The sequence below is a fragment of the Fictibacillus sp. UD genome, assembly GCF_043558025.1.
Taxonomy (GTDB): Bacteria; Bacillota; Bacilli; order Bacillales; family Fictibacillaceae; genus Fictibacillus.
The window spans coordinates 26,006-48,997 of the sequence record NZ_JARUHH010000009.1; the positions used below are offsets into that span (position 1 = coordinate 26,006).

Consider the following 22,992-nt stretch of genomic DNA (forward strand, 5'->3'; position numbering starts at 1 on the left):
CGAGGGAATTTTTCTGTAACCTTCTGAAATCTTAACAATAGCATTTCCATTTAACAAGGTGAAATTGAACATTTGTTAAAAAAAGACTGCAGAACTTTTAATTAAGCTCATTTTTAGAATTCATTCTCTTTTCAATTAATCTCATCAATTCAACAGAATCATCCACTTTTATAACGACTCTTGTAACATTCTTTTTAAATCCATAGATGATATCTGCTTTCACCGTTTCTTTCAACAATAGCTCGATTACTGGCTTTTCAGGAATAAAATCACTTACTCTTGCTTCAAATGTATATTTCTTTTCAGATGCAGGAATCTCATCTGGTCCTTCATATGTTTTCAATTCCTGTATCACGCTAAACGGGAGTTCTAATCCTTTCATAAACCCTATATTCATAATCAGCGTTTGATCTGAAACGATAAGTGGCACTTTCTTAACAGCCTGCATCTGAGCGATAAGAAAAAGAATTGAATAGATGTTAAGGAAAAGTAAGATAAGTGAGACCGTATGATTGATCTGACTGAAGAAGTAGTGAAGCCCTACAGATTCTATGATAAGTGCGTGGATGAGCATCAGTTGAAGAGCAACATAGCTCGTATTCTTATGGTAGGTAAAGGTGTCAGTACCAGTCATAGGTGCTATACGCCAGGAAAACAGAGCATAATATAGCATCGTAACTTCACTAACCACAGCATCAATCAACCTGCTTTGAACAAAGTGAACGCTAACCGCCTGTCTTATTTTAATTAAAAATGGGGTCTCGGCTGGCAGTTCCATATATGTCTTTTTAACTTGAGGGAACTTTTTACACACCACTATTAATAAATAGAGTTCAATTGAGATAAAGCCCGCTTCTAAAAGCAAGAGCGCTTTTGGAACTGCAGAAAAGTTATCCAATAAAAAATCAGGAATGATGTACGAAGCGAAACCATAGCTTATAAGCGCAACAAGTAATGTCAGTTTCCAAGAATATCTTTTACGGATGATAAAATAATAGGTAAGCAGCGGGATTACGAGAAGAAAGTCAATTATAGAGCCAATTACTATGGCATCCGGAACAGGTTGGAAGTATGAAGTCTGGTACAATATTACGTTGCTTCCGATCACTAAGAAACTTAGTACAAGAAAAGGTACCCATCTTATAGGTTTGATTAGTGTTTCATTCATAAAATCCCTCCTCACCTTTAGTATACATTAAATTCCAATTAATTCTTATAATTCCATATAAAGTCACAAAAACTTCAATAAAATAAGGCCACTACGCTTTAAACAGCGGGTGGCCTTTTCTAATTACGTGAGACTTTTCTTTTACCGGGATAAAAACAAGCAGACAAAGGCACAGAGCTACTAGTTCAAGAGCGAGAATATACCACGGATGCGGTCCTAAATAATCCATTAAAGAAGCATTGTCTGGTTTTTTCATCAAAAATAGATAATTTGCGCCTATCGCGGTATTTATCAAGTATACTCCGAGTGCGTATACATTCAGCCAAAGAAAGGACATAAAAAACTGAGCCCAGCTTATTCTAAAGGTTTTTACGATACCGTAATATAATGCTGTCCAAACGATAAATGCATGTGCAATAAAATATTGAAGAAATCGAAAATGCCAAGGCTCTTGGTATAACTCAGGTGTCAGCAACCCTTGAATAGCCCCTGTTAAACCAAAAAGATAAACAAACGCAAACAGTTTTCGATTATCTGTTAACAATAAAACGATACTTAGTAGAATATTTAGACTGCAAAGCTGCAATGGCAGAAAAAACTGCATGGTCCATATATTGTTATAGACCGCCCATAAGTGATAAGAGATTTCAGAGAGCAACAAGCCGGCAAGCAGAATCCTCTTAACCCCACCCTTTCCCATCAAACGAGAACGAAGGACATACATGGTTACACTCACCATGACTATCAGTATGAGTATTAATACATGCTCCGAGCCAAACATATTAAATCCCGAAGTACCTGGACCAAACCAACTCTCCATTTATTCCCCTCCATCTTATATTTATTGATATTCAAAATCTCATTATACTTTTCCTTGTTAGAAAATATTTTATTTGCACAACGTAACAGTGTTATGTTACATTGTTATCAAGGAGGTTAATCATGGAAAATCTAATCTCAAAAAAAGATCTGCTTGAAGCAGCTAATATCTCTTATGGTCAACTATACCGTTGGAAAAGAAAGAACTTAATTCCTGAAAATTGGTTCATTCGGAAATCTACGTTTACAGGTCAAGAAACTTTCTTTCCTAAAGATGATATGTTACTGCGAATTGAAAAAATCAAATCGTTAAAAGATGATTTATCACTCGATGAACTGGCTGATATGTTTTCTCCCTCCCCCACCCTAACTACATTATCAGTGGAAGAACTCACCAAACGTAACATTGTTTCAAATACATCGTTAGACATGTACATTAATCACCATGGAACCACAACTTCTTATACATTCAATCAATTATTGACCTTATATGTTCTAGACAAATTGCTACAAACTGGCGAAGTAAATCGTTCTGAAGGTATGGATTTATTAAAAGTGCTTGATGAAAATTCAAAGAATCTGAAAAGCAATGAAAGTGAACTAATCTTTATCCGCAAAATGGGTGTGTCCTTTTTTATCCTTACACCTGAACCCGCTAAGCTGTTCGTAGAATCTCAAGCAAAAATCATCGCTCATTATAAACTCAATCAGTTTACAGAAGAACTAAAATTAAAACTTTCCTAAACGTGGAGGAGGAATTAAAAAATGGAGAAAACAGCAACTAAAAACATTAGTATTTCTGGATCAGGAACTTCTTCTGGCGGCGAGTATAACCAAGTAAAAGTGAACGGATCAGCTCATATCAATGGTGATCTAAAATGTGAAGAATTTAAATGCAATGGCAGTGCTCATATTGAAGGGAACATTACTACAGGAACTGCAAAAATCAACGGCTCTACTCATATTGAAGGTGATGTAGAAGCGAAAGAGATGACGATTAACGGAAGTACCGACATTGATGGAAACCTTTCTTGTCAGGAATTAAAGGTGCAAGGCTCATCTTCAGTTAAAGGAGATTTGAAAGGTAAAGAAATCATTGTACGCGGTTCAGCTTCTGTTCAAGGAAATCTAACAGGTGATGAAATAGATGTAAAAGGGCAAGTGAAGATTAAAGGTGATTGCGAAGCCGAATCGTTTGATGCGCGCGGCAATTTTAAAATTGATGGTCTCTTAAATGCAGGTACAATAGATGTGGAACTTCTACGCCATTGTGAAGCAAAAGAAATTGGCGGGGAAAATATAACTGTGAAAAAAACAAGAGATTCCTCAGGCTTTAAAAAACTGATCAAATTTTTTATGAGTAATCATAATGATCAACTCACAGCAGAAGTGATCGAAGGCGATCATCTTTACCTGGAATACACACACGCTGAAGTAGTGCGTGGAAACACCATCGAAATTGGTCCTGGGTGTGTAATAAAGAGAATCGAATACAAAACGAGTCTTGAAGTCGATGAAAGCGCAAAAGTTGGTGCACAGGAAAAGATTTGAATTCAGATGCGGAATTGGCGAGCGCTCGTATTTCTGCTTTCCTAAAAAAATTTTAAACTACACAAAAGCTGCCCTTCACAGGTCTTGTTAAACACCTGTTTAAGGCAGCTTTCCCATTTCCTCATCCATTTTCAGTTCCATCTCTACTCACTGACTTCCTGCCGTTACCTTCAAACCGATGATCCCCGTAATAACAAACGCTAAAAATACAAAACGAAGCAACGTTTTCGGCTCTCCAAAAAGTATGATTCCTAAGATAACTGCACCAGCTGCGCCAATTCCTGTCCAGATGGTATACGCCGTTCCGATCGGCAGCACTTTTGTAGCTTGTGACAAATAATAAAAACTTACAATCATTCCAATAACGGTTACTACCGAAGGCCAAAGTCGAGTAAAGCCATTCGTATATTTTAATCCAATTGCCCACACGATCTCAAAAATGCCTGCAATAAATAAATAGACCCACGCCATTCTAACAACCTCCTAAAATAAATAAAGCCCGGGAAGATATAGTATCTATATCCTCCCAGGCTTTTATCCTTCCGTGTACACCGTGTATCCACCGTGCGCTTTCTCTCGGACCAGTCTAGTGAATCTCACTACGGAACCCTAGAAAGCTTTCTGTCTATATTATCGAGAAAAGTGTAATTCGTGTCAAGAAACTACTCTAATTTCGTCCAACATCATGGTAAATAATGTATAGATTCTTCTTCTTCATCAAACATTAAAGGATAAAGGCAGGTGAAGACAGTCGTGGATACACTAAAAGTGGGCGTTTCAATCTACAAAGATCTCCAGGCAAATGATGAATACATACGGAATCTTTATAAAAACTGTGATGATATTAAGATCAGGCATTTTCAATTCGGTGAGAACTACAAACAAGAAGCTTTGGTTGTACACTGCGATTCTCTTGTTCAAGAAGAAAAATCAAACCTGCTATATCAAATTATTAAAGACATGCCTGACTTTGAGGCTGCTCTTTCGCTTTCTGTTTCCGTTCAACAAATCAAAAACTTTTTCGAGAATAAAGGTGTTTCATCAAGACCTGTAATACTCGTGAAAAATTACAACGAATTAAATGCGAATGTTGTGAATGGCCATATCGTTCTACTCTTTGATAAATGGGATCTTGCCATAAGCATCGATGCATCAGCTGTTGAAAAAAGAAGTGTTGCAGAACCTCAAAACGAGGTAGTTGTAGTCGGACCAAGAGAAGGAACCATTGAGAACCTCCAGAAAAATCTTGGTTTGATTCGCTCCAGGCTGAAATCACCAGACTTGAAATTTGTATTTAAACAAACAGAAAGTAAATCGAATACTAAATTTGTTTATGGCTATTTAAACGGAACCGTAAAAAAGGAAATGTTAGAAGAATTTGAGGCACGAATTAACAAAATAAATAAAGAGGAAATCCTTGAAACTTCCTATATCGCTGAACTAATAGAAGACTCAACTATTACCCCCTTTCCTCAATATCGATTTACAGAAAGACCGGACGTTGCTGCTGCATCTCTATTAGAAGGCAAAATCATCATCTTGATGGAAGGGACAGGTACTATTGTTATTTGTCCAGGATTGTTTAATGAGTTCTTTCAATCTGCTTCAGACTATTATCAACGGTCGATATTTTCATCGATTATCAGGATGGTAAGGTTTGTTGGATTTATTTTAAGTTTGGCGTTACCGAGCATCTATATTGCATTAACGACATTTCACTCAGAGCTAATACCAACAGTGCTTCTTATAGCGTTATTAGATACGAGGGAAGGGATACCCTTTCCAGCGATAATTGAAGCATTGATCATGCTCTTTTTCTTTGAACTTTTACAAGAAGCTGGTGTAAGACTGCCAAAACCGATTGGATCAACCGTCAGTATTGTTGGAGCATTAATCATCGGTGAAGCATCCATTAATGCAGGGCTCGCTTCTCCCATCATGATTGTGGTAATTGGACTTACAGGAATTGCTTCTTTTTCCATTCCTTATTACGATTTTGGATTCGCAGCACGATTATTGCGGATACCTTTAATGTTTCTTGCAGCTGTTATGGGAGGATTCGGTCTTTTCATCGGGTTTATACTGATATTCCTCCATCTGTCCAAATTAAAAGTACTTAACGAACCGTACCTAGGTACATTCACACTTAACAGCACTTCATTATTAAAAGATGGCTTCATTCGCTTGTCATTGAAAAAATTGCTCCGTCATCGAAGCACTGGAAAAGGAATCTAATGCACGAAATAAGAAAAGGCGGGATTAAGATGAAGAAGTTAATTAAATACATCGTTGCTTCCTCCCTTCTTTTTTTATCAGGCTGTTGGGATCACGCGGAACTTACTGAATATGTCTTTGTCCAATCACTTGCGATTGATCAAAATAAAGATGGCACTGTAAAAATTACAACCCAATTCTACAAACCTGCACCTAAAATCGCTTCAGCTGGTAGCGGTGGTGAATCTTTTTTCAATATTGAGACCGAAGCAAAATCTGTCTTTGACGCCATTCGAGATGTAACGATTCATGTAGGAAGAAAAGCAAACTGGGGACATGTTCGATTCATTGTTATCAGTGAAGATGTTGCTAAAAAACTTAATCTTGGCTCGGCTCTAGATTTCTTCTATCGTGATCATGAACCAAGGCTTTTAACAGGTATTGCTGTGACAGAAGGTGTTGCAGCTGACTATTTAAAAGAAAAACCGCATGTTGAAAATACTGTAAGTGAGCAATTGAATGAAGCAACTAAAACGGGAAGTAAGTTTAGTGCAAAAACATATCCTGCTAATTTATTTACGATTGGAAAGCAGCTTCATAGCGAAGTGGATACAGCATACGCTCCCTTTCTAAAGAAACAAAAATCGAAAGAGAACAGTATTTTTGTAGATGGCCTTGCGATCTTTCAAAAAGGAAAATTGAAAACTATACTATCGAACAAAGACACCAAATCCCTAATGTTAGCCACTAATGAATTTCAATTCGGTATTATTGAAGTTTCTTGTAAAGGGAATAAGCTGAGAGAAACGTTCGAAGTGACTGAATCTCATACTAAAACATCCGTTTCCATAAAAAAAGAGGCTATTCATTACTACATTAAGCCAAAACTACAGGCAAGTATGGGAGAGTTAGAATGTACAACGATCAAAAAAGGGTCTCAAGTAGAAGAGCTTAACGAGAAGATTGAAAAGCAAATTAACGCTAACCTAACCGCCTTATTAAAACATTCTCAAAAGAAAAATCTAGATATCATCGGTTTAGGCAACTATATCTACAGATCGAACCCTCAAGAATGGGCAAAGATAAAAAAAGAAAAAATACCTTATTATAAAAATGCGGTTTTTCATGTAGATGCGACTATGAATGTTACGAACACAGGCACTGATATAGGAAGAGCTTTTCACAAAAAGAATTAGAATGACGAGGAATCACGATGACAGAAAAACTGATTATTTTCATCTTGGTTGCACTACTTTATTCCGATTTCAAAACTGTAAAACAAGATAAAAAATCAAAAAAAGTTTATTTGATTATTTCGATCCCAGCTGTTTATTTGCTTTTTTCATATGTTACTGGGATGAACTTACCAAACTTAGACGAGATATTTTATTTCATTCTCGGTCCAGCTGCTGAAGCCGTTCTCTCATGGCTGCAAGTAAAATAACAAGGGGTAACTACTATGCATGCAGGTAAAATCAGTTATTGGCAAATGGCTGTCTTATTTCAAGTGTATATAACAGGGTCTGCCTTGATCAATATTCAGGGACCTTTATTAGCTGCTGCCCAAAATGGTGCATGGATCTCCTTGCTTCTTGCAAACATAGCTGGGTTTTTCATCTTATTTCTTGTGCTTACGCTGCACAATCAGTTTCCAAATGAGTGCTATGTAAATCAAGTTCGCATCACATTAGGAAGCGGATGGACTTATATCATCATCATCCCTCTTATCCTTGTGATCTTATATATTAACTCAAACATCGTATACGGAATGGGCCAATATTTTACCACTTCTATGATGAGAGAAACCCCACTTTTCATCTTTCATTGTCTCATATTAATAACCGCAGGGTTAACGGCCAAAGCAGGGATAGAAGTGATGGCTCGTATGTTTCACCTGCTTATGTATGTTTTGTTATTTATCGTCGTAATCATGCTCATCCTGCCTTATAACGTATACGAATTAGGCAATTTACTCCCCCTTGCACCCATGGGTTTTAAACCAATCTTACATGGAGTCTATGTAGGGTTCGGATTTCCTTATATGGATATCCTCTTTTTTGCTATGATTCTTTATTTTGTAAAGCCTAAACAAGGACAAACCATCAATAAATGGCTGTATCTAGGATTGTTTATCAATGGTATCATTCTTGCACTAACGATACTCTGTTCAATCATGGGACTTGGCCCATTAGTGTTTCTAAAAAAATTTCCGCTTCATGTCCTCGCCCAGTTAATCAGTATAGGTGAGATTGTCGAACGTGTTGAAGCGATCTTTGGAATAGCCTTAATCCTGGGATCTTATATGAAAATTGCGTTATTGCTGTTTATCCTAGATCAAGCGATATCAACTCTGTTAAAAGTGAAAGCTTCCCAATTTATTTATATCATTGCGACGATCGTTCTGTTTCTTTCTCTCACTATGTATAAAAACGAGATTGAACTTGGTGAATCAGGTTCTATCATGCAATCAGCTGTAACGTTTTCTTTTGGATTTCTTCCTCTTTTAGTGGTTGCGATTGTGGCTAAAGTTAAAAAGAAAAAAGTACATCAGGCTACTTCGTGAACATTTATTTTGTAGTGATTACTTTAATCTCACAGCTTTGGTAATTTTTTCGTATGGTATCACTCAGTGTTTGGATAAAAGTCTGTTGTGATAATGAAATGTCTGTATCTCTCTTCAACTGAACCAATGCGCATTCTCTGTAGAGCATAGGAAAGTCTTTTATCGTTAATCTTACAAGTTCCCCACCTTCTATTTCACTAGATACCATTGTTTCAGTCAAAAGTGATACGCCTACTCCGTTTTTGATCATGTCAAGAGCTGTTTGTGGAGGCACTTCTAGATTATGAAAAGGGATCAATTCCTTTTGACTTCTTTTGGTTTCCAGACTCCAGTCCACCAGTAAGTAAGGTTCTGCACACTTTAATTCTGCTAACTCCAGATTTCCCTTTTTCGCTAATGGATGGTTACAGTGAGTCACAAAAACTAAAGGTTCTTTTATATGCAACAGACTTCTTAATTCAGCGTTGAAAAACGGATACGTCATCAGACACAGCTTCACGTAGCCCTCATATAACATTTCTAAAAGTTCCTGGTTATGACCTGTATGAATGATGATCCCTAAATTAGGATACTTTCTCTGTAATGTTGTAAGTGTGGCAGAAAAATAATGGGTCGCAAGTGTAGGGAGTGTTCCAATCGCAAGCGTTCCCCCTTTTCCCTCCTGGGCAAGTCTGGATTGTTCCATTCCTTTATAAAGAGTGGCTAGTGCCTGCTGCGCAAAAGGCAGAAAGGTTCTCCCCAAGACAGTTATTTCAAGCTTGTTGCCTCCCCTTTTGAATAGCTCTCCTCCTATTTCTTCTTCAAGATTTTTTATCCGTATACTTATAGCTGGCTGAGAAATATCCATCATTCGTGCGGCCTTGCTGAAACTGCCGTGACGGACCACTTGGTCAAATGCTTGTAATTGATTGATATCCATTCTTTCACCACCTTGTTATTAATATTTTTAATAATGACTATAGTTTATATTATATTGTTAAATAAATAGCATTCAAATACACTTTTCTTATTAAGCAGAGGCTGTTTTCTAAAAGATTGTTGCTTTCAAACTTCATTTTTATTTTTCTTCTGTGACAGTTGATTAGAGTGCAAGGTGTGAGACTCCTCGAAAATTAAACTTCAATTTTTCTTCGTGCGATGCGTCGCTGCCGTAGCCTTCCTTGTCCTGCGGGACAGGCGGGCAGGTGAGACACTTAAAAGTGAAACGTACAAATGTGGCTCACCGTCTGCCCCGTGGAAAGCGAGCACCTGGAACGGAAATTAACCACTTCCAATAACAACAAAGAATACGAAAACAGCTTATGAAAAAGAAAGGGTGTACGAAATTGTCTGTTCAAAATGTCTTTAAATTTCCTCATCTCGTTGTTTTATGGATCAGTCAGTTGTTTTCAGCGATTGGAGATCATCTGTATGTGGTAGCAATTACGTGGATTGCGATTCAAGAGCTAGGTTCCTCTGCAGCTTATGTAATTGGTTCAGGAACATTTTCTTCTTTATTCTTCGGCTTGTTAGGCGGGGTATATGCTGACCGTTGGAATCGTTTTAATATCATGATTGGGACAGATCTACTTAGAGCTTTATTTGTTGCACTTATTCCCCTTATAGAATTGGTGTCAGAGATTCATATATGGCATCTCGTCCTAATTAGTGTAGCTGTATCTGGTTTAGGTACTTTTTTTAATCCTTCTCTTCAATCAAGCTTACCTTCCCTTTGCAAAGACCCGAGATTATTACAGCAAACAAACGCCTTAATGGATACAACACACCGTTTGGCAAGAATATTCGGGCCAGGTTTAACAGGCGTTTTTCTTTTATTTCTTCCATTGCCGCACTTCTTTTCATTGGATTCTTTTACATTTGTGGTTTCTGCTATTGCTCTAACGTTTATTCGGAAATCATTTATGAAGACTAGGTACATACAAAGCAATCCTTCTCAAAAGAGGCAGACGCCATTGAAAGATCTAACCCAAGCTTACCATTTACTTCATAATCACAGACTTCTTGTAGGGGCGTTGATTAGTTTGGGGCTCGTGAACTTGTGCTGGGGTGCCGTTTACATGGTTGGCGTTCCCCTTTTTACTGAAAAAGTCTTAAAAGAAAGTGTAGCTGCTTTTGGACTTATTGGAGGCGCTTATGGTGTAGGTAATATCGTCAGCTTACTTGTTGTAGGCAATATTAAAAGAAACATGAATTATATGTATATCGGGCACCTTATCTTGGGTGTTGGATTTATCGTTATCGCAACAGCCGATACGTTATGGGTCGCACTTCTCGGAGCTGTTATTGCGGCATTCGGCAGTCCGATGGGAGATATTCTCTTGCTTACAATGATTCAGACAGATTTTCCTGAAACCCATATTGGAAAGATCTATAGCTTTCGCGCTCTAATAGGCGGACTTGGCCTTTCATTAGGTACGTTCCTGGCGAGCTTCTTCTATCAACTGTTACCGATTTCGGTTGTTATGTTTATTTTTTCAGCCATCATAATCGGTGTAGGACTAACAGGAATCATGTTTCTAAAAAGAATCAACCTTAAACCTGTTTTCCATGTAAGTAAATAATTAAAGGCAACCATAGAGCGAGAGAGGGCACTGAAAAACAGGTTGAAATTCAAAAGTTTTTCTTTTTAAACAGAAAAAACAAGAGCCTCGCATGTGATTATCATGCGAAGCCCTTATTTTTGGACTGACTAGTTGAATTGATCCTTCCTTTTGGGTTTTGATGCAAACCTGTAGTGATTGGAGCGGAAGGGTGCTGACTCCTGCGGGACGAGTGGGACAGACGCGCAGCGGCATGGGGCTCACCGCCCGCCCCGCGGAAAGCATGTACCCTGGAGCGGAGATCACCGCACCAAATCTTTTATTTAGGACTTTTTCAGTGGACTCAGCAGGCTGCCTTCTTTTTTCTTTATACTGCTCTTTTTTCAAGCGAAGCACTCCATGCTGTTAAAAGTACTGCGCCGAATACCATAACTCCGCCAATCCATGGTGTATGAATGATACCGATTGAATCCACAATGATACCTCCAACAAATGCACCAATCGCGATACCTAAATTAAACGCAGCGATATTGATGGCAGATGCAACATTTACCGCAGACGGTACATATCTTTCGGCAAGTTTCACAACATAAACTTGTAGACCTGGAACATTCATAAATGCTAATAATCCTAACAAGAAAATCGTAATGGTCCCAGCAATTTTAAATGGTGCTGTGAACGTTAATATAACAAGAATGATGGCTTGAACAACGAACATCCAGAACAATGCTTTGATCGGATTTTTATCTGCGGCTTTTCCTCCAACGGTATTACCGATGGCAACCGCAATTCCGTATCCTAAGAGAATCCAGCTAACTGCTTTAGGCGCGTAGCCAGTTACATCTTCTAATATAGGTGCAAGATACGTAAAAGCTACAAATGTTCCACCATATCCTAGAGCTGTAATTGAAAAAGCCAATAATAGACGTCCGTTTTTGATAATCTTCAATTGGTCTTTTAGACTAGAAGGCGGTGCTTCTTTCAAATTCTTTGGAATTAAAAGGGCACTTGCAATGATGGCTACGATACCTAATAATGCTACTGCCCAGAACGTAGCTCTCCAGCCAAAAGTTTGTCCAATAAATGTTCCTAGAGGCACACCTGTTACGGTTGCGACTGTTAAACCAGTAAACATAAAGGCGATAGCACTAGCTCGCTTATGCTCAGGAACGAGATCAGCTGCGATTGTAGCCCCTATCGAAAAGAACACCCCATGTGAAAATGCTGTGATGAATCGTGCGATCAACAATAAGGTAAAACTTGATGAAAGAGCTGCAACACTGTTTCCAGCGATAAATATTACCATTAACAGAAGTAACAACGTCTTTCTGTTCATTTTATTCGTTAAAGCTGTAAGAACTGGTGCTCCAAAAGCAACCCCCATAGCATACCCAGATATGAGTAGACCAGCTAACGTAATGGATATATTTAAATCAGATGCTAATGATGATAAGAGTCCAACGGGTACAAATTCTGTTGTCCCGATGCCAAAAGCCGAAATTGCTAATGCTAATAGTGCGGGAAAACCACCTTTTGATTTCGACGCGGTTTCCACTTTAACTGCTGTTGAATCCATCTATAAATCCCCTCCATTGATTTTAAGTAAGTCATGCACTAGTCATTTGGATGACTCGATGTTATTATGAAACATATACAAACTTAAAGTAAGTACGCACTTTAAAGTAATGTAGGTACTTTTAAGTAACAATTGAATGGTGGAGGTGTTTTAGTCCATGAAAAAATACAATATACCTGTGGAAGCTGCTCTTGAAGTAATCGGCGGAAAGTGGAAAGTGGTGATTTTATGCCACCTTATTAAAGACAAGCGAAGAACCGGTGAATTAAAAAGATTGATGCCCGGAATCACTCAAAAAATGTTAACACAGCAGCTTCGTGAGCTGGAAGAAGACGGCGTAATCCTTCGCGAGGTGTACAATCAAGTCCCCCCTCGTGTTGAATATTCTTTAACCGATTATGGCTGGTCACTTAAAGGGATTTTAGACTCACTTTGCGCCTGGGGCGAGCAGCATATTGAGAAAACCTACCCAAATAAAGAAGAAGTGATCGTTCAGACTGAAGAACTAGAACAGGTATAGATACTGAAAAGGACAGCCACAACGGCTGTCTTTTTTAGTTTTATCAGCAAAATAATATTCTTAAATTTATGTTAATACATTATTAGAAAACATGAACGTTAACACAGGGGGAACTGGCATGAACATGAACCGTCTATCAGATGATGAGATGCTGAATGCTATTAAGAACGGTTTACAGAATACCCTCTCTCCTAAAAGAATTATTATTGTAGGAGCAGGTATGGCAGGCCTTGTCGCAGCTTCCCTTTTAAAAAACGCTGGCCACGATGTTATCCTTCTAGAATCTACTCATCGAGTCGGAGGACGCATTAATACTGTCAGAGCCCCATTTACCCACGGAAATTATTTTGAAGCAGGTGCTATGCGCATTCCTGAAATGCACAAACTCGTATTGGCATACATCAATAAATTTAATCTGGCTACAAATGAATTTATAAATAGCAATCCTCATGACCTTCTTTTTGTAAATGGCATTCGTACAACCAATAACGCATACGAGAAAAATCCTGATATTCTCGGTTTTCCTGTTTTGGAAAGTGAAAAAGGCAAAACCCCAGAACAGCTTATCCAATTTGCCGTTCAGCCCATTGCTGATTTTCTTGAGAAAGATCCTGAAAAGAACTGGCCGATAGTGATTCAAAATTTTCAGCAGTACTCATTAGACAATTATTTGCGTAATAATCCGTTCGGTAGGTCGTTATCTCTTAGTGCTATTGATAGCATCAAAGTTCTGTTATCCCTTGAAGGTCTTCCAGAACTTTCTTTTTTAGAGGTACTGCGTGACATACTCATTATCTTTAAGCCCGAAATTAAATATTACGAAATTACAGGCGGGTACGATCTTTTGCCTAGAGCTTTTCTCAGGGATTTACGGCATCACATATACTTTGGGCAAAAATTAACGAGAATTGTGCAGGATCATTCGAAAGTGAAACTATACACAGAAAGTCCTCAAACGTTGCATCGTTTCTCTTTTGAAGCCGACAAAGTGTTACTGACTCTACCTTTTTCCGTATTAAATTTTGTTCAAATTGAACCTTTTAACTCTCTTTCCTATTTCAAACGAAAAGCAATACGAGAACTTCATTACGTCCCTTCCATTAAAATTGGGCTGGAGTTTAAACACCGATTTTGGGAAAAAAACGGGCTGACAGGCGGTAAATCGGTTACCGATCTAGCAACACGCTTTACCCATTATCCTAGCCGAAGCAGACAAGATACATCCTCAGGCGTGGTAATAGGAAGTTATACGTGGGAAGATGATACGTTTCCTTGGAGAAGCTCATCGAACGAGATGAAGGTTAAAGAAACGCTAAAATTTCTTGCACAGTTTCACGGTGAACAAGTTTATCAGCATTTTGTTACGGGCTCTAGCCATGATTGGTCTACCGATCCGAATGCTGGAGGCTGCTTTACAATGTTTAAACCCTACCAGGAGTTAGAGTTGTATGAACCGATTAAAGCGCCTGAAGGAAGATTGTATTTTGCCGGTGAACATACTACCCTTAAGCATGGCTGGGTTGAAGGCGCTGTTGAGTCGGGGATTCGTGCAGCTTTTGAGATGAATGGAATCTGAAAAAGAGCTTGTGGCAGCTGCGATTAGAGATATATCGAAGTTGGACGGTAAATCAGCTGAATGCTATTATCGTGGATTTATTGGAAATAGCGTGGAATTATTCAAATTAACGTGGATATATTGGAATTAACGTGGAATTATTCGAATTAACGTGAATATAAATTTACGTGTTCGCTTGAAACAAACAATTCACATAATGTCTTTCATAAAAAGACACATATGCCAAGCCGGAATCCTAATGCATGAAGAAGAGCCGCTCTCCATTTACTAGTCGGCTCTTTCTTAACCAATTGTTTAATTTTTGGCGACATATCGCTCCAAAATGATATTTCGATGGTGCAGTTCATGCCCTGCAATAATCATCATAAGCGCTGAAACCGAAACTTCATGACCATTTGCTGTTCCAGTTCTCGTCAGAGCCTCTTCACTCAAACTTTTGATCAGCTGAATCGTTGCTTGGCGAACGGCAACAAAGTTTTCTAACAAAGTTTTCATCGAACTGCTATCAAAATCCGCTTCCTCAACATAAGCATTTTCATCATATCCAGGCAGTGAAACTTTTTCGCCCCGCGCAATGGACAGCAGTCTGTAGCTCATGATTCTTTCTGTATCCACTACATGACCTATTACCTCTTTTATACTCCACTTGCCTGGTGCATATCGATATTCGCTTTTTTCTTCGCTCAACATGCTCATTATTCCAACTGTTTCACGCATTTGTTCACTAAGAATTTGAACAATATCCCCTTCTGGAACTAGCTTCACATACGTTTTGTAATAATCAGCGTACTTATATTTTTCTGGCATATACTAATTCACCCTCTCACGTTTTCTCAAGTATCAAACCCTATAATTGTATTTTTCTACTATTACTATGAAAATGCAAGAAGAGAGCTAGCCCATTTCATGCGGCTAGCTCTTTTGTACTCACATTTATTTCAATGCATCCCAAATTCCCTCTGGTCCACCGCCAACATACCAGGCTGCAGTTCCACGCAAATGATACTTCTTCACAAGATCATAACGCAGCTTCATTGAAGTTTCGTCTTCAACCCAAATCTGATGTTTCTCGCCATTTTCCATAAACGCTACATAGTTTTGCGATGTGCTGTGATCCCACTTTTTTGTTAATCCCTTTTCTTGAATCAACTTTTCTGTTTCCGTGATGGTTCTATCTACACTTCTGACTTTTCCACTTTTATCTGTGATCCATTCTCTCGTGTAAAAAGGGACGCCAAGAAGAACTTTATGTGCAGGCACTTCGCGTAACAGCAACTTAATCCCTTCATCTGTCCAAGGAAGGGATGCAACCGAACCTGCTTTTGGAGAACTTCCCCAATGTTCGTCATAGCCCATCAACACGATATAATCCGCTGCTTTACCTAGCCCTGCCCGATCCAGGCTGCCTGACCAGAACGGATCATCATTTTCTCGGCTAACATCCACTGAGACTTCAATTCCATATGGACTAAGTTCCTTTTTTAATTCCTGAATAAAAGTAACATAATCCTTCTTATTCTTAGGATCAATGTTTTCAAAATCCACATTAATTCCTTGACTCTTGGTTTTCACTAAAGATTTTTTTATAGCACGAATAACCTTCTGGCGGTTTCCGGCGTCAGAAAGAATAAAGTCGGTAAGCTCTGGATCAAACCTGTTACCAAATAGAGGCCATACATGTTTACCTGCTTTAGCAGCAGAAACTGCATAATTGTCATCCTCATTTAAGCTGATCAAGTTCTCATAACTCAGTGTATACCACCTAGGTGATACCACATCTAACCCATCGATGTGGAGTTGTTTTTGATACGAATCTTGCTTACCATTATACTTCCAGCCAAGATTGAAACGATTCAGCTTACTCTCTTTAACAGCTGATTGCTGAACCCAGCCCGTTTTGCCGCCTAATAGCTGTACCTGATAAAACCCTTCAGGAATTTTCAATTCTGTACCTGGCTGAAGTACAATAGCATCTAAATCGTTATTCTTAATAAGACGATCTATAGAAACGTTATACGTCCTTGCGATTTTCCACAGTGAATCTTTCTTTTTTATCCGATGATTAACTAAATCATTCGGTATGATTAGACGCTGACCTACATATAGCCGTGAACCAATAATCCTATTAGCTCTTTTCATTTGGTTCACACTTACTCCATACTGCTTGGCAACTAGATAAAGCGTATCCCCTGTTGCAACCGTATGAATAAGCTCTGAATCTATTGCCTCTTTCCTTTTTAGGATAGGAAATTCTTCACCTCGTACCAACGTTGTTACGATCGGTGAATGTAATTCTGATGACGTGAAAGCAGCCGTATTTGACGCTGAAACTGTGCCAACTGAAACTGGTTCAGCTCCGTCTGCCTGTTTAGAATGACAGAGACTTGCAAATAATGCTGCAATAATTAAAGTGAATTTATACAAAGTTCCCCTCCAGTTTACCCTTTTTCTCTACATTTCCAGGGTACATGCTGCATGCAGCGGACTGAACAGGTACTTAGTGGAAAATCAAGAATCTAGTTATAATGGATCTATTAGAATAGGTGTCTTTTTCATCTTGCTAGTCAAACATACAGTCATTTACAAGTGGTTTACATAGGATGAAGGACTAGTACACTTCTATATTTTTAAATGACACAGATCCTAGAGTCTTGGACCATAATCATAATGGTTTCAATGCTTTTTTTTCCAATGAGAGCAAAACACTACTTTCCATTCATTTATCTAGTATAAAATATACGTATTCACTGAAATAACCAAAAAAATCGTTTGTTCTACAAAGGGGTACTTATGATGATACAAAGCAAAAACGTAAAGGAAAAAGTTCTTTCCATCCTTGAAGATAAAATACAAATTATTAAAAAAGACGAAGGCGCAATCTATTTAGTAGGTCCGATCCGACTGCCTGTTAATTTATATGGAGAAACTGTTGTGTTCAACTGGTATTGCTGGCTAGAAGGCTGTGAACAAACGGATAACTTTGAAGAAGTGATCGACAAGCTCTCTTCGGCAAATTTGGCTGAATATCAGCAGTCCAGCGTTTTAGTTTATGGAGACTTTGAATACAACGAAGAAGCGCTCATTCGCATGCACTCGATCTGTCACACCGGAGATATTTTTGGCAGCAAGCGATGTGACTGTGGCTATCAGCTAAAACAGTCCATGAAAATGATCGTAGAACATGGAACTGGAGCCCTCTTTTATTTAGCAAACCATGAAGGCCGCGGTATTGGTCTATTTAGTAAGGCTATGGCTTATCTTCTGCAGGAAAATGGACAAGACACAGTGGAAGCCAATGAAAGTCTTGGATTTGTGGACGATTCCCGTAACTATGAAGATGCTATTGAAGTACTGAGAGCCTTACGTACAAAGCCGGTAACTCTCATTACCAACAATCCGAAAAAATTAGAAGCGCTTCACGATGCTGGACTCTCAGTTTCTGCAAGAGCTCCGATTTGGGGGGATGTTTCTGAATACAACGAGAAATACTTACAAACGAAGATCAACCGATCCGGTCATTTAGACGAAGGAGTATTCACGAATGAGTAGCCATGAATTTTATATGAAGCTTGCCCTAAACAATGCTCAGGCGATGAAAGGCCAAACAGACCCAAACCCGTTAGTTGGGTCTGTTATTGTTAATCATAATGAAATCGTCGGTGTCGGTACGCACCTTAAAGCTGGCGAACCTCATGCTGAAATTCATGCCCTTCGAATGGCTGGTGAAAAAGCGAAAGGCGGAACGATCTATGTTACACTAGAGCCCTGCTCCCATCATGGCAGAACTGGGCCATGTGCTGAAGCAGTCGTTGAAGCCGGAATCAATAAAGTGGTTATTGCTGCACTCGATCCTAACCCTCTCGTTTCAGGCAGAGGCGTTCAGATCTTAAAAGATGCTGGAATCGAAGTGGAGACAGGCGTTCTTCAAGAGGAATCAGAAAAGATGAATGAAGTGTTCAACAAGTTTATCGTTAAAAAGATTCCTTTTGTAACGTTGAAGTCAGGTATTACACTCGATGGAAAAATCGCGAGCCATACAAATAACAGCAAGTGGATTACGTCACCTGAAGCTCGCTTGGATGTGCACAGACTTAGAAACGAAAATCAGGCTATACTTGTTGGAGTAAACACTGTAATACATGATGATCCTGAGCTAACTACAAGAATTCCTAACGGACGTAACCCTATACGGGTTATCATGGATTCAACACTTAAAATCCCGTTGGATTCAAAAGTTGTAACTGACCGTCAAGCAGAAACATGGGTTTTCACTTCAGAAAATTACAATGAACAAAAGAAACTACAGCTTGAAGCTTATGGTGTAAAAGTATTTGTTTCAGGTGAGGATCGTGTAAGTCCAGTACAGGTTTTGAAAATTCTAGGTGACAACCTAATTTCTTCACTCTTAATTGAAGGCGGTGGAACCATCAATGCCGCTTTTTTAGAAGACAAGCTCGTTGATAAAGCTGTATTCTACATCGCACCCAAGTTAATCGGCGGCCAAAGTTCCCCTTCGTTTTTCGGAGGTACAGGAATTGAAAAGATGGCAGATGCCATTCAGCTGCAAAATATGACGGTAACACAAATAGGACCAGACTTTAAGTTCACCAGTTATCCTAAATACGAATAAGAGGTAATGATAATGAGATTTGGCTTTGATATTGATGATACGTTAATCAACTTACGACAGCATGCTTTTCATATCTACAATAAAAAACTGAAGCAAGATATTCCTTTGGATGTTTTTCATACGATTGAAACGCTTGAGATTCATGAGCCGTTTGGTCTTTCTACAAAAGAAGGCAATCAGCTATGGATCGATTCTATGGAAGAAATCTATTTTACAGACTGTCCTGCCTACCCTGATGCGATAGAAGTTCTGCAAGAGCTCGACAAACAAGGACACGAAATCTACTACATTACAGCAAGACCTGAAAAGCATTGCGAGCAAACGAAAAAATGGGTTGAAGATGCCGGATTTCCTGTACAAGAAGGACGATTCTTCTGCGGAATGAAAGATGAAGAAAAGATTCACACGATTAAAGACTTAAATCTCGATTTTTACTTCGATGATAAGCCGAACGTATTAAATACTTTGACTGATGAATCTGTTCAGCTATACGTAAGGCACCAGAACTATAATAAACACTTGGACATGCCGCGTTTAACCGATTGGTCAGAGTTAAAAGAAATTATAAAAAAACATAATGACAAGAAATAGTACGCTGAATCAGCGTGCTATTTTTTATGGGATCATTTTGGTATGTTAATAGTGGAGGCTGAGATTATATATGTTACTTTTTTTATTTCTTTGTTTATTGACTGTTGGTTTTTTTATTGAGATTATCCAAAAGCATGTGTTGAAGATAAAAGACCCAGATATCCATGAATTATGGGCAGAGTTAGAAAATGAAGAATGGTTTAAAGAATTGAACGAGGACCCTGAAATCAAGAAGTGGATTGAACTTGATAAACAGAACGGTTTATTAAAAGATCCCTATTATGTACGAAAGATCATTGATCAAGGCGGACATCGTGAAGGTTACATACGCTACATAACAGATAAAGCGAAGTGATGACTCAAACAAAAGACCGATCTTTTGTTTGAGTTTTTTTGTTGGCCTAGAACAATGGCGAATCTAGTCTTTTTAGCAACTCGCGGAAATTTAAATTAAACTCGCGGGATTAAATTATAAATTTATGGAATTCCAGCCTAAACTGGCGGAAAAAACATATGAATTCGCGGGATTCCAATTGTGATGAGATTAAGCACCCATTTCCCCATTTATAGATTTGCTTTCACATTAGAATAATGCACTTAAATTAAAACAATACTAACTCATATTTAAGTGACCGGAGGATCGTATGAGAATTCAATCTGGTGTAGCTCCAATACATATATATTTTCTTTTAATTCTTTCATCCGGCTTGGTAAATCATGTTCTTATCATACCCGTTATACTATCAGCGTCTGGAAGAGACGCTTGGATAAGTATTCTTCTTTCTCTTATTCCTTATATCTTTTTTATACTCCTTATTGGTTCCGTTTTAAAAAAATTAGGAAATCAAAATCTTTTAGATTTTATAAAAAAACAACTAGGTCCTGTCCCTTTCTATCTGCTTAGCGGTGTATTTATCCTTTACTTTTTCTTAAATGCAACGATTACTTTCCGGGATACCATCACATGGACAAAAACAAATTATCTGATGGATAGCCCACCACTTGTCCTTTGTATACTACTCGGATTACTCTGCTTTATTGGGACTTATAAAGGGATTCAGGAGTTAAGCATAGTCGCTATGATTGTCTTACCGCTCGTTGTGACTTTTGGCTTTTTCATTGCGATCGGTAACATTCAGCATAAAGACTATTCGATGCTGTTGCCCATTGCAGAAAATGGCTGGTCTCCTGTTCTGAAAGGTGGCGTGTATGTTTTATCCGGGTTAACAGAGTTAAGTACGCTTCTATTCCTTGTCCATTACACACACAAAACTCTGAAATGGACACACATCTTTTTTGTGAGTTTTGTTTTAATGGGACTAATGTTAGGACCAACTATGGCAGCCATAGCAGAGTTTGGCCCTTATGAAGCAAATAAATTAAGATATCCTGCTTTTGAGCAATGGAAGCTTCTAACGATCAGTAAAGAGATCACAAGGATGGACTTCCTTTCCATCTTCCAATGGATTTCTGGTGCTTTTATCAGAGTGAGTTTATTGATGTTTTTAGTTACAAAACTGATTTATGTAAAGAAACACAGGATTTGGGTAGTTGCTTCCCTATATCTGCTTGCAGTTGCTTATACCCTTGCTCCTATTTCAAACATTTCTATTTTTAACTTTTTGTATCATTACTTCTTTCCGATACAGCTCTATGTGATGCTGCCCATTATTTCGATTATCTGTCTCTATGTTCTCGTTAAGAAATGAGGTATCTGTGATGAAGTTTATCCACCGTAAAGAAAATACTAAAATTACTGAACTTCTTAGCTGGTTTACACATTCAACAGATGTTGTAGTAAAAAAAGATTTGTTTGCAGAAAAAGCGAAATCCACTGATTACACCCTTATGTTCTGTAAAGGGCTAGTGGATGTCCCTCTTTTAGAAAAAATCCTGCTCCCCTTCTTAAATGACGTATTTGAGCAAGGTGATGCAAATCTGTTTCATTCTTTAGAAAAGCGGTTTGTGGTTCACGAAATCAAAATTGATGCTGCAAACAAATTAAAGATTGAGCATAGCTTATTTTCAGGACAAGTATTGTTAATCGGTTCTGAAAACCATTCTCTATATGCCATCAATCTTGCAAATACACCAAAGAGAACACCAGAAGAATCGAATACGGAAATCTCAATACGTGGTGCGAGAGACGGTTTTATTGAAGATATAGAAATTAATTTTGCGTTAATCCGTAAACGTTTAAAAACTTCTTCACTCAACAGCAAGGCTTTTACGATTGGGAAAAGGAGCCAAACGGCTGTCTCCTTACTATTTATTGAAGACATAATCGATCCTGATCTCGTGGTACGTGTCGAACAGCGTCTCTCTAAGATCGATATAGATGCACTCGTTTCAAGCAGTGAACTAGAAGAGGAATTATCTGATTCAGTATTTTCTATTTTCCCCCTGCTTGATAATACAGGTCGTCCCGATTTTGCAGTCCAATCACTCATTCAAGGAAGATTTGTTATTATTGTAGACGGTTCACCTACAGTACTGATCGGACCTTCTTCTCTTGCGATTACATTGAAATCCCCAGAAGACGCACATGCGAGTTTTTACATGGTGTCATTTGAACGGTTTCTTCGATTCACTGGGCTTTTCACAACCGTTACTTTACCTGGGCTTTGGGTTGCATTGACAACCTTTCATCCTGATCAGCTGCCTTATCCTCTCCTAGCAACATTAACACTTTCTCGAACAGGATTACCGTTATCGTTACCACTTGAAATGATGATTATGGTCGTTTTGTTTGAATTGTTTAAAGAAGCAGGCGCAAGACTCCCAAGGGCTGTTGGTCAGACAGTAGCCGTTTTAGGAGGTTTAATCGTTGGGGATGCGGCAATCAGAGCAGGGTTAACCTCTCCTACCACACTTGTTGTTGTGGCCATAACGATGATTGCCAGTTACACGTTCGTGAACCAATCACTGAGTGGGAATCTGCTTTTCTTACGTATATATACTCTTATCATGTGTGCAACGTTTGGATTGTTTGGATTCTTCATTGCCATGCTCAGTATATTTCTGTTGGTAAGTTCCCTTCGTTCCTTTGACTATCCTTATCTAGAATCTTTTGCTTCACCAAATGCAGCTGACACGTTTAAAACATTCTTTAAAGCTCCCTTTACACTTATGAAAAAAAGATCTTCGTACCTGTTTCCAAAAGACTCGACTCGCCAAGGTAATAGCAATGAGAATTAAGACGGTGATGTTGTTCATTTTAACTATAATGTGTCTTATGCTCACA

23 protein-coding genes and 1 riboswitch are annotated in these 22,992 nt (G+C 38.5%); of the genes, 15 read left to right on the forward strand and 8 right to left on the reverse strand.

The features are described from left to right. Positions 1–97: 97 nt before the first annotated feature. Positions 98–1,168, reverse strand: a complete 1,071-nt coding sequence (locus tag P8610_RS14165; RefSeq protein WP_394604937.1) for a hypothetical protein — start codon at positions 1,166–1,168, stop codon at positions 98–100. A 91-nt stretch (positions 1,169–1,259) separates the two neighbouring features. Then, complete coding sequence (locus tag P8610_RS14170; protein ID WP_394604938.1) at positions 1,260–1,988, reverse strand: TIGR02206 family membrane protein; 729 nt, start codon at positions 1,986–1,988, stop codon at positions 1,260–1,262. Between the two features lie 119 nt (positions 1,989–2,107). Between P8610_RS14170 and P8610_RS14175 the strand changes: the two genes are divergently transcribed. Beyond that, positions 2,108–2,731 (forward strand): YhbD family protein, encoded by a 624-nt coding sequence (locus P8610_RS14175; protein WP_394605005.1) that lies wholly within the window; start codon positions 2,108–2,110, stop codon positions 2,729–2,731. 21 nt (positions 2,732–2,752) lie between these two features. Further along, complete coding sequence (locus P8610_RS14180) at positions 2,753–3,538, forward strand: polymer-forming cytoskeletal protein (RefSeq protein WP_394604939.1); 786 nt, start codon at positions 2,753–2,755, stop codon at positions 3,536–3,538. Positions 3,539–3,685: 147 nt separating this feature from the next. Here P8610_RS14180 and sugE read toward each other — a convergent pair whose 3' ends face one another. Further along, the gene (sugE, locus tag P8610_RS14185; RefSeq protein WP_289496973.1) at positions 3,686–4,009 is read right to left on the reverse strand and encodes a quaternary ammonium compound efflux SMR transporter SugE; all 324 of its coding nucleotides are present in this window, start codon (positions 4,007–4,009) and stop codon (positions 3,686–3,688) included. 50 nt (positions 4,010–4,059) lie between these two features. Next, a riboswitch (guanidine-I (ykkC/yxkD leader) is annotated at positions 4,060–4,162 on the reverse strand. Between the two features lie 117 nt (positions 4,163–4,279). On the opposite strand from sugE, the gene P8610_RS14190 reads away from it, so the two are divergent. Genes P8610_RS14190 through P8610_RS14205 form a run of 4 tightly spaced genes read left to right on the forward strand, consistent with a single transcriptional unit; the run spans position 4,280 to position 8,315 of the window. Beyond that, positions 4,280–5,773, forward strand: coding sequence for a spore germination protein (locus P8610_RS14190; protein ID WP_394604940.1), 1,494 nt, complete (start codon positions 4,280–4,282; stop codon positions 5,771–5,773). 29 nt (positions 5,774–5,802) lie between these two features. Then, on the forward strand, positions 5,803–6,948 hold the full coding sequence (locus P8610_RS14195) for a Ger(x)C family spore germination protein (protein WP_394604941.1): 1,146 nt from the start codon (positions 5,803–5,805) through the stop codon (positions 6,946–6,948). A 17-nt stretch (positions 6,949–6,965) separates the two neighbouring features. Then, positions 6,966–7,196 carry a hypothetical protein gene (locus P8610_RS14200; RefSeq protein ID WP_394604942.1) on the forward strand — a complete coding sequence of 77 codons (231 nt, stop codon included), beginning with the start codon at positions 6,966–6,968 and terminating at the stop codon, positions 7,194–7,196. 15 nt (positions 7,197–7,211) lie between these two features. Then, on the forward strand, positions 7,212–8,315 hold the full coding sequence (locus P8610_RS14205) for a GerAB/ArcD/ProY family transporter (protein WP_394604943.1): 1,104 nt from the start codon (positions 7,212–7,214) through the stop codon (positions 8,313–8,315). Between the two features lie 4 nt (positions 8,316–8,319). On the opposite strand, the gene P8610_RS14210 is transcribed toward P8610_RS14205, so the two are convergent. Continuing rightward, positions 8,320–9,234, reverse strand: a complete 915-nt coding sequence (locus tag P8610_RS14210; RefSeq protein ID WP_394604944.1) for a LysR family transcriptional regulator — start codon at positions 9,232–9,234, stop codon at positions 8,320–8,322. 406 nt (positions 9,235–9,640) lie between these two features. Between P8610_RS14210 and P8610_RS14215 the strand changes: the two genes are divergently transcribed. After that, positions 9,641–10,876 carry an MFS transporter gene (locus P8610_RS14215; RefSeq protein ID WP_394604945.1) on the forward strand — a complete coding sequence of 412 codons (1,236 nt, stop codon included), beginning with the start codon at positions 9,641–9,643 and terminating at the stop codon, positions 10,874–10,876. On the opposite strand, the gene P8610_RS14220 is transcribed toward P8610_RS14215, so the two are convergent. Both P8610_RS14220 and P8610_RS14225 read right to left on the reverse strand, forming a co-directional pair. Next, entirely contained in the window at positions 10,877–11,242 is a 366-nt protein-coding gene (locus P8610_RS14220; protein ID WP_394604946.1) for a hypothetical protein, read from the reverse strand. Next, complete coding sequence (locus tag P8610_RS14225) at positions 11,223–12,431, reverse strand: MFS transporter (RefSeq protein WP_394604947.1); 1,209 nt, start codon at positions 12,429–12,431, stop codon at positions 11,223–11,225. The genes P8610_RS14220 and P8610_RS14225 overlap by 20 nt, the downstream gene beginning before the upstream one ends. 157 nt (positions 12,432–12,588) lie before the next feature. Between P8610_RS14225 and P8610_RS14230 the strand changes: the two genes are divergently transcribed. Further along, entirely contained in the window at positions 12,589–12,951 is a 363-nt protein-coding gene (locus P8610_RS14230; protein WP_394604948.1) for a winged helix-turn-helix transcriptional regulator, read from the forward strand. 118 nt (positions 12,952–13,069) lie between these two features. Then, positions 13,070–14,527, forward strand: a complete 1,458-nt coding sequence (locus P8610_RS14235; protein WP_394604949.1) for a flavin monoamine oxidase family protein — start codon at positions 13,070–13,072, stop codon at positions 14,525–14,527. Between the two features lie 294 nt (positions 14,528–14,821). Here the strand turns inward: P8610_RS14235 and P8610_RS14240 are convergent, their stop codons facing one another. Then, positions 14,822–15,334, reverse strand: a complete 513-nt coding sequence (locus tag P8610_RS14240; RefSeq protein WP_394604950.1) for a DinB family protein — start codon at positions 15,332–15,334, stop codon at positions 14,822–14,824. Between the two features lie 126 nt (positions 15,335–15,460). Continuing rightward, positions 15,461–16,951, reverse strand: a complete 1,491-nt coding sequence (locus P8610_RS14245) for a LysM peptidoglycan-binding domain-containing protein (RefSeq protein ID WP_394604951.1) — start codon at positions 16,949–16,951, stop codon at positions 15,461–15,463. A 369-nt stretch (positions 16,952–17,320) separates the two neighbouring features. Here P8610_RS14245 and P8610_RS14250 point away from each other — a divergent pair, with 369 nt between their 5' ends. The 6 genes from P8610_RS14250 to P8610_RS14275 all read left to right on the forward strand — a co-directional run bounded on the left by P8610_RS14250 (position 17,321) and on the right by P8610_RS14275 (position 22,946). Further along, entirely contained in the window at positions 17,321–18,076 is a 756-nt protein-coding gene (locus P8610_RS14250) for a GTP cyclohydrolase II (protein ID WP_394604952.1), read from the forward strand. Continuing rightward, the gene (ribD, locus tag P8610_RS14255) at positions 18,069–19,157 is read left to right on the forward strand and encodes a bifunctional diaminohydroxyphosphoribosylaminopyrimidine deaminase/5-amino-6-(5-phosphoribosylamino)uracil reductase RibD (protein WP_394604953.1); all 1,089 of its coding nucleotides are present in this window, start codon (positions 18,069–18,071) and stop codon (positions 19,155–19,157) included. The genes P8610_RS14250 and ribD overlap by 8 nt, the downstream gene beginning before the upstream one ends. 12 nt (positions 19,158–19,169) lie before the next feature. Next, positions 19,170–19,748 carry a 5' nucleotidase, NT5C type gene (locus P8610_RS14260; RefSeq protein ID WP_394604954.1) on the forward strand — a complete coding sequence of 193 codons (579 nt, stop codon included), beginning with the start codon at positions 19,170–19,172 and terminating at the stop codon, positions 19,746–19,748. Between the two features lie 70 nt (positions 19,749–19,818). Beyond that, positions 19,819–20,103: a hypothetical protein gene (locus P8610_RS14265; RefSeq protein WP_289496991.1), complete on the forward strand. Its 285-nt coding sequence runs from the start codon at positions 19,819–19,821 to the stop codon at positions 20,101–20,103. Positions 20,104–20,392: 289 nt separating this feature from the next. Continuing rightward, entirely contained in the window at positions 20,393–21,457 is a 1,065-nt protein-coding gene (locus P8610_RS14270; RefSeq protein ID WP_394604955.1) for a GerAB/ArcD/ProY family transporter, read from the forward strand. A gap of 10 nt (positions 21,458–21,467) precedes the next feature. Next, positions 21,468–22,946 (forward strand): spore germination protein, encoded by a 1,479-nt coding sequence (locus tag P8610_RS14275; RefSeq protein ID WP_394604956.1) that lies wholly within the window; start codon positions 21,468–21,470, stop codon positions 22,944–22,946. Positions 22,947–22,992: the final 46 nt, after the last annotated feature.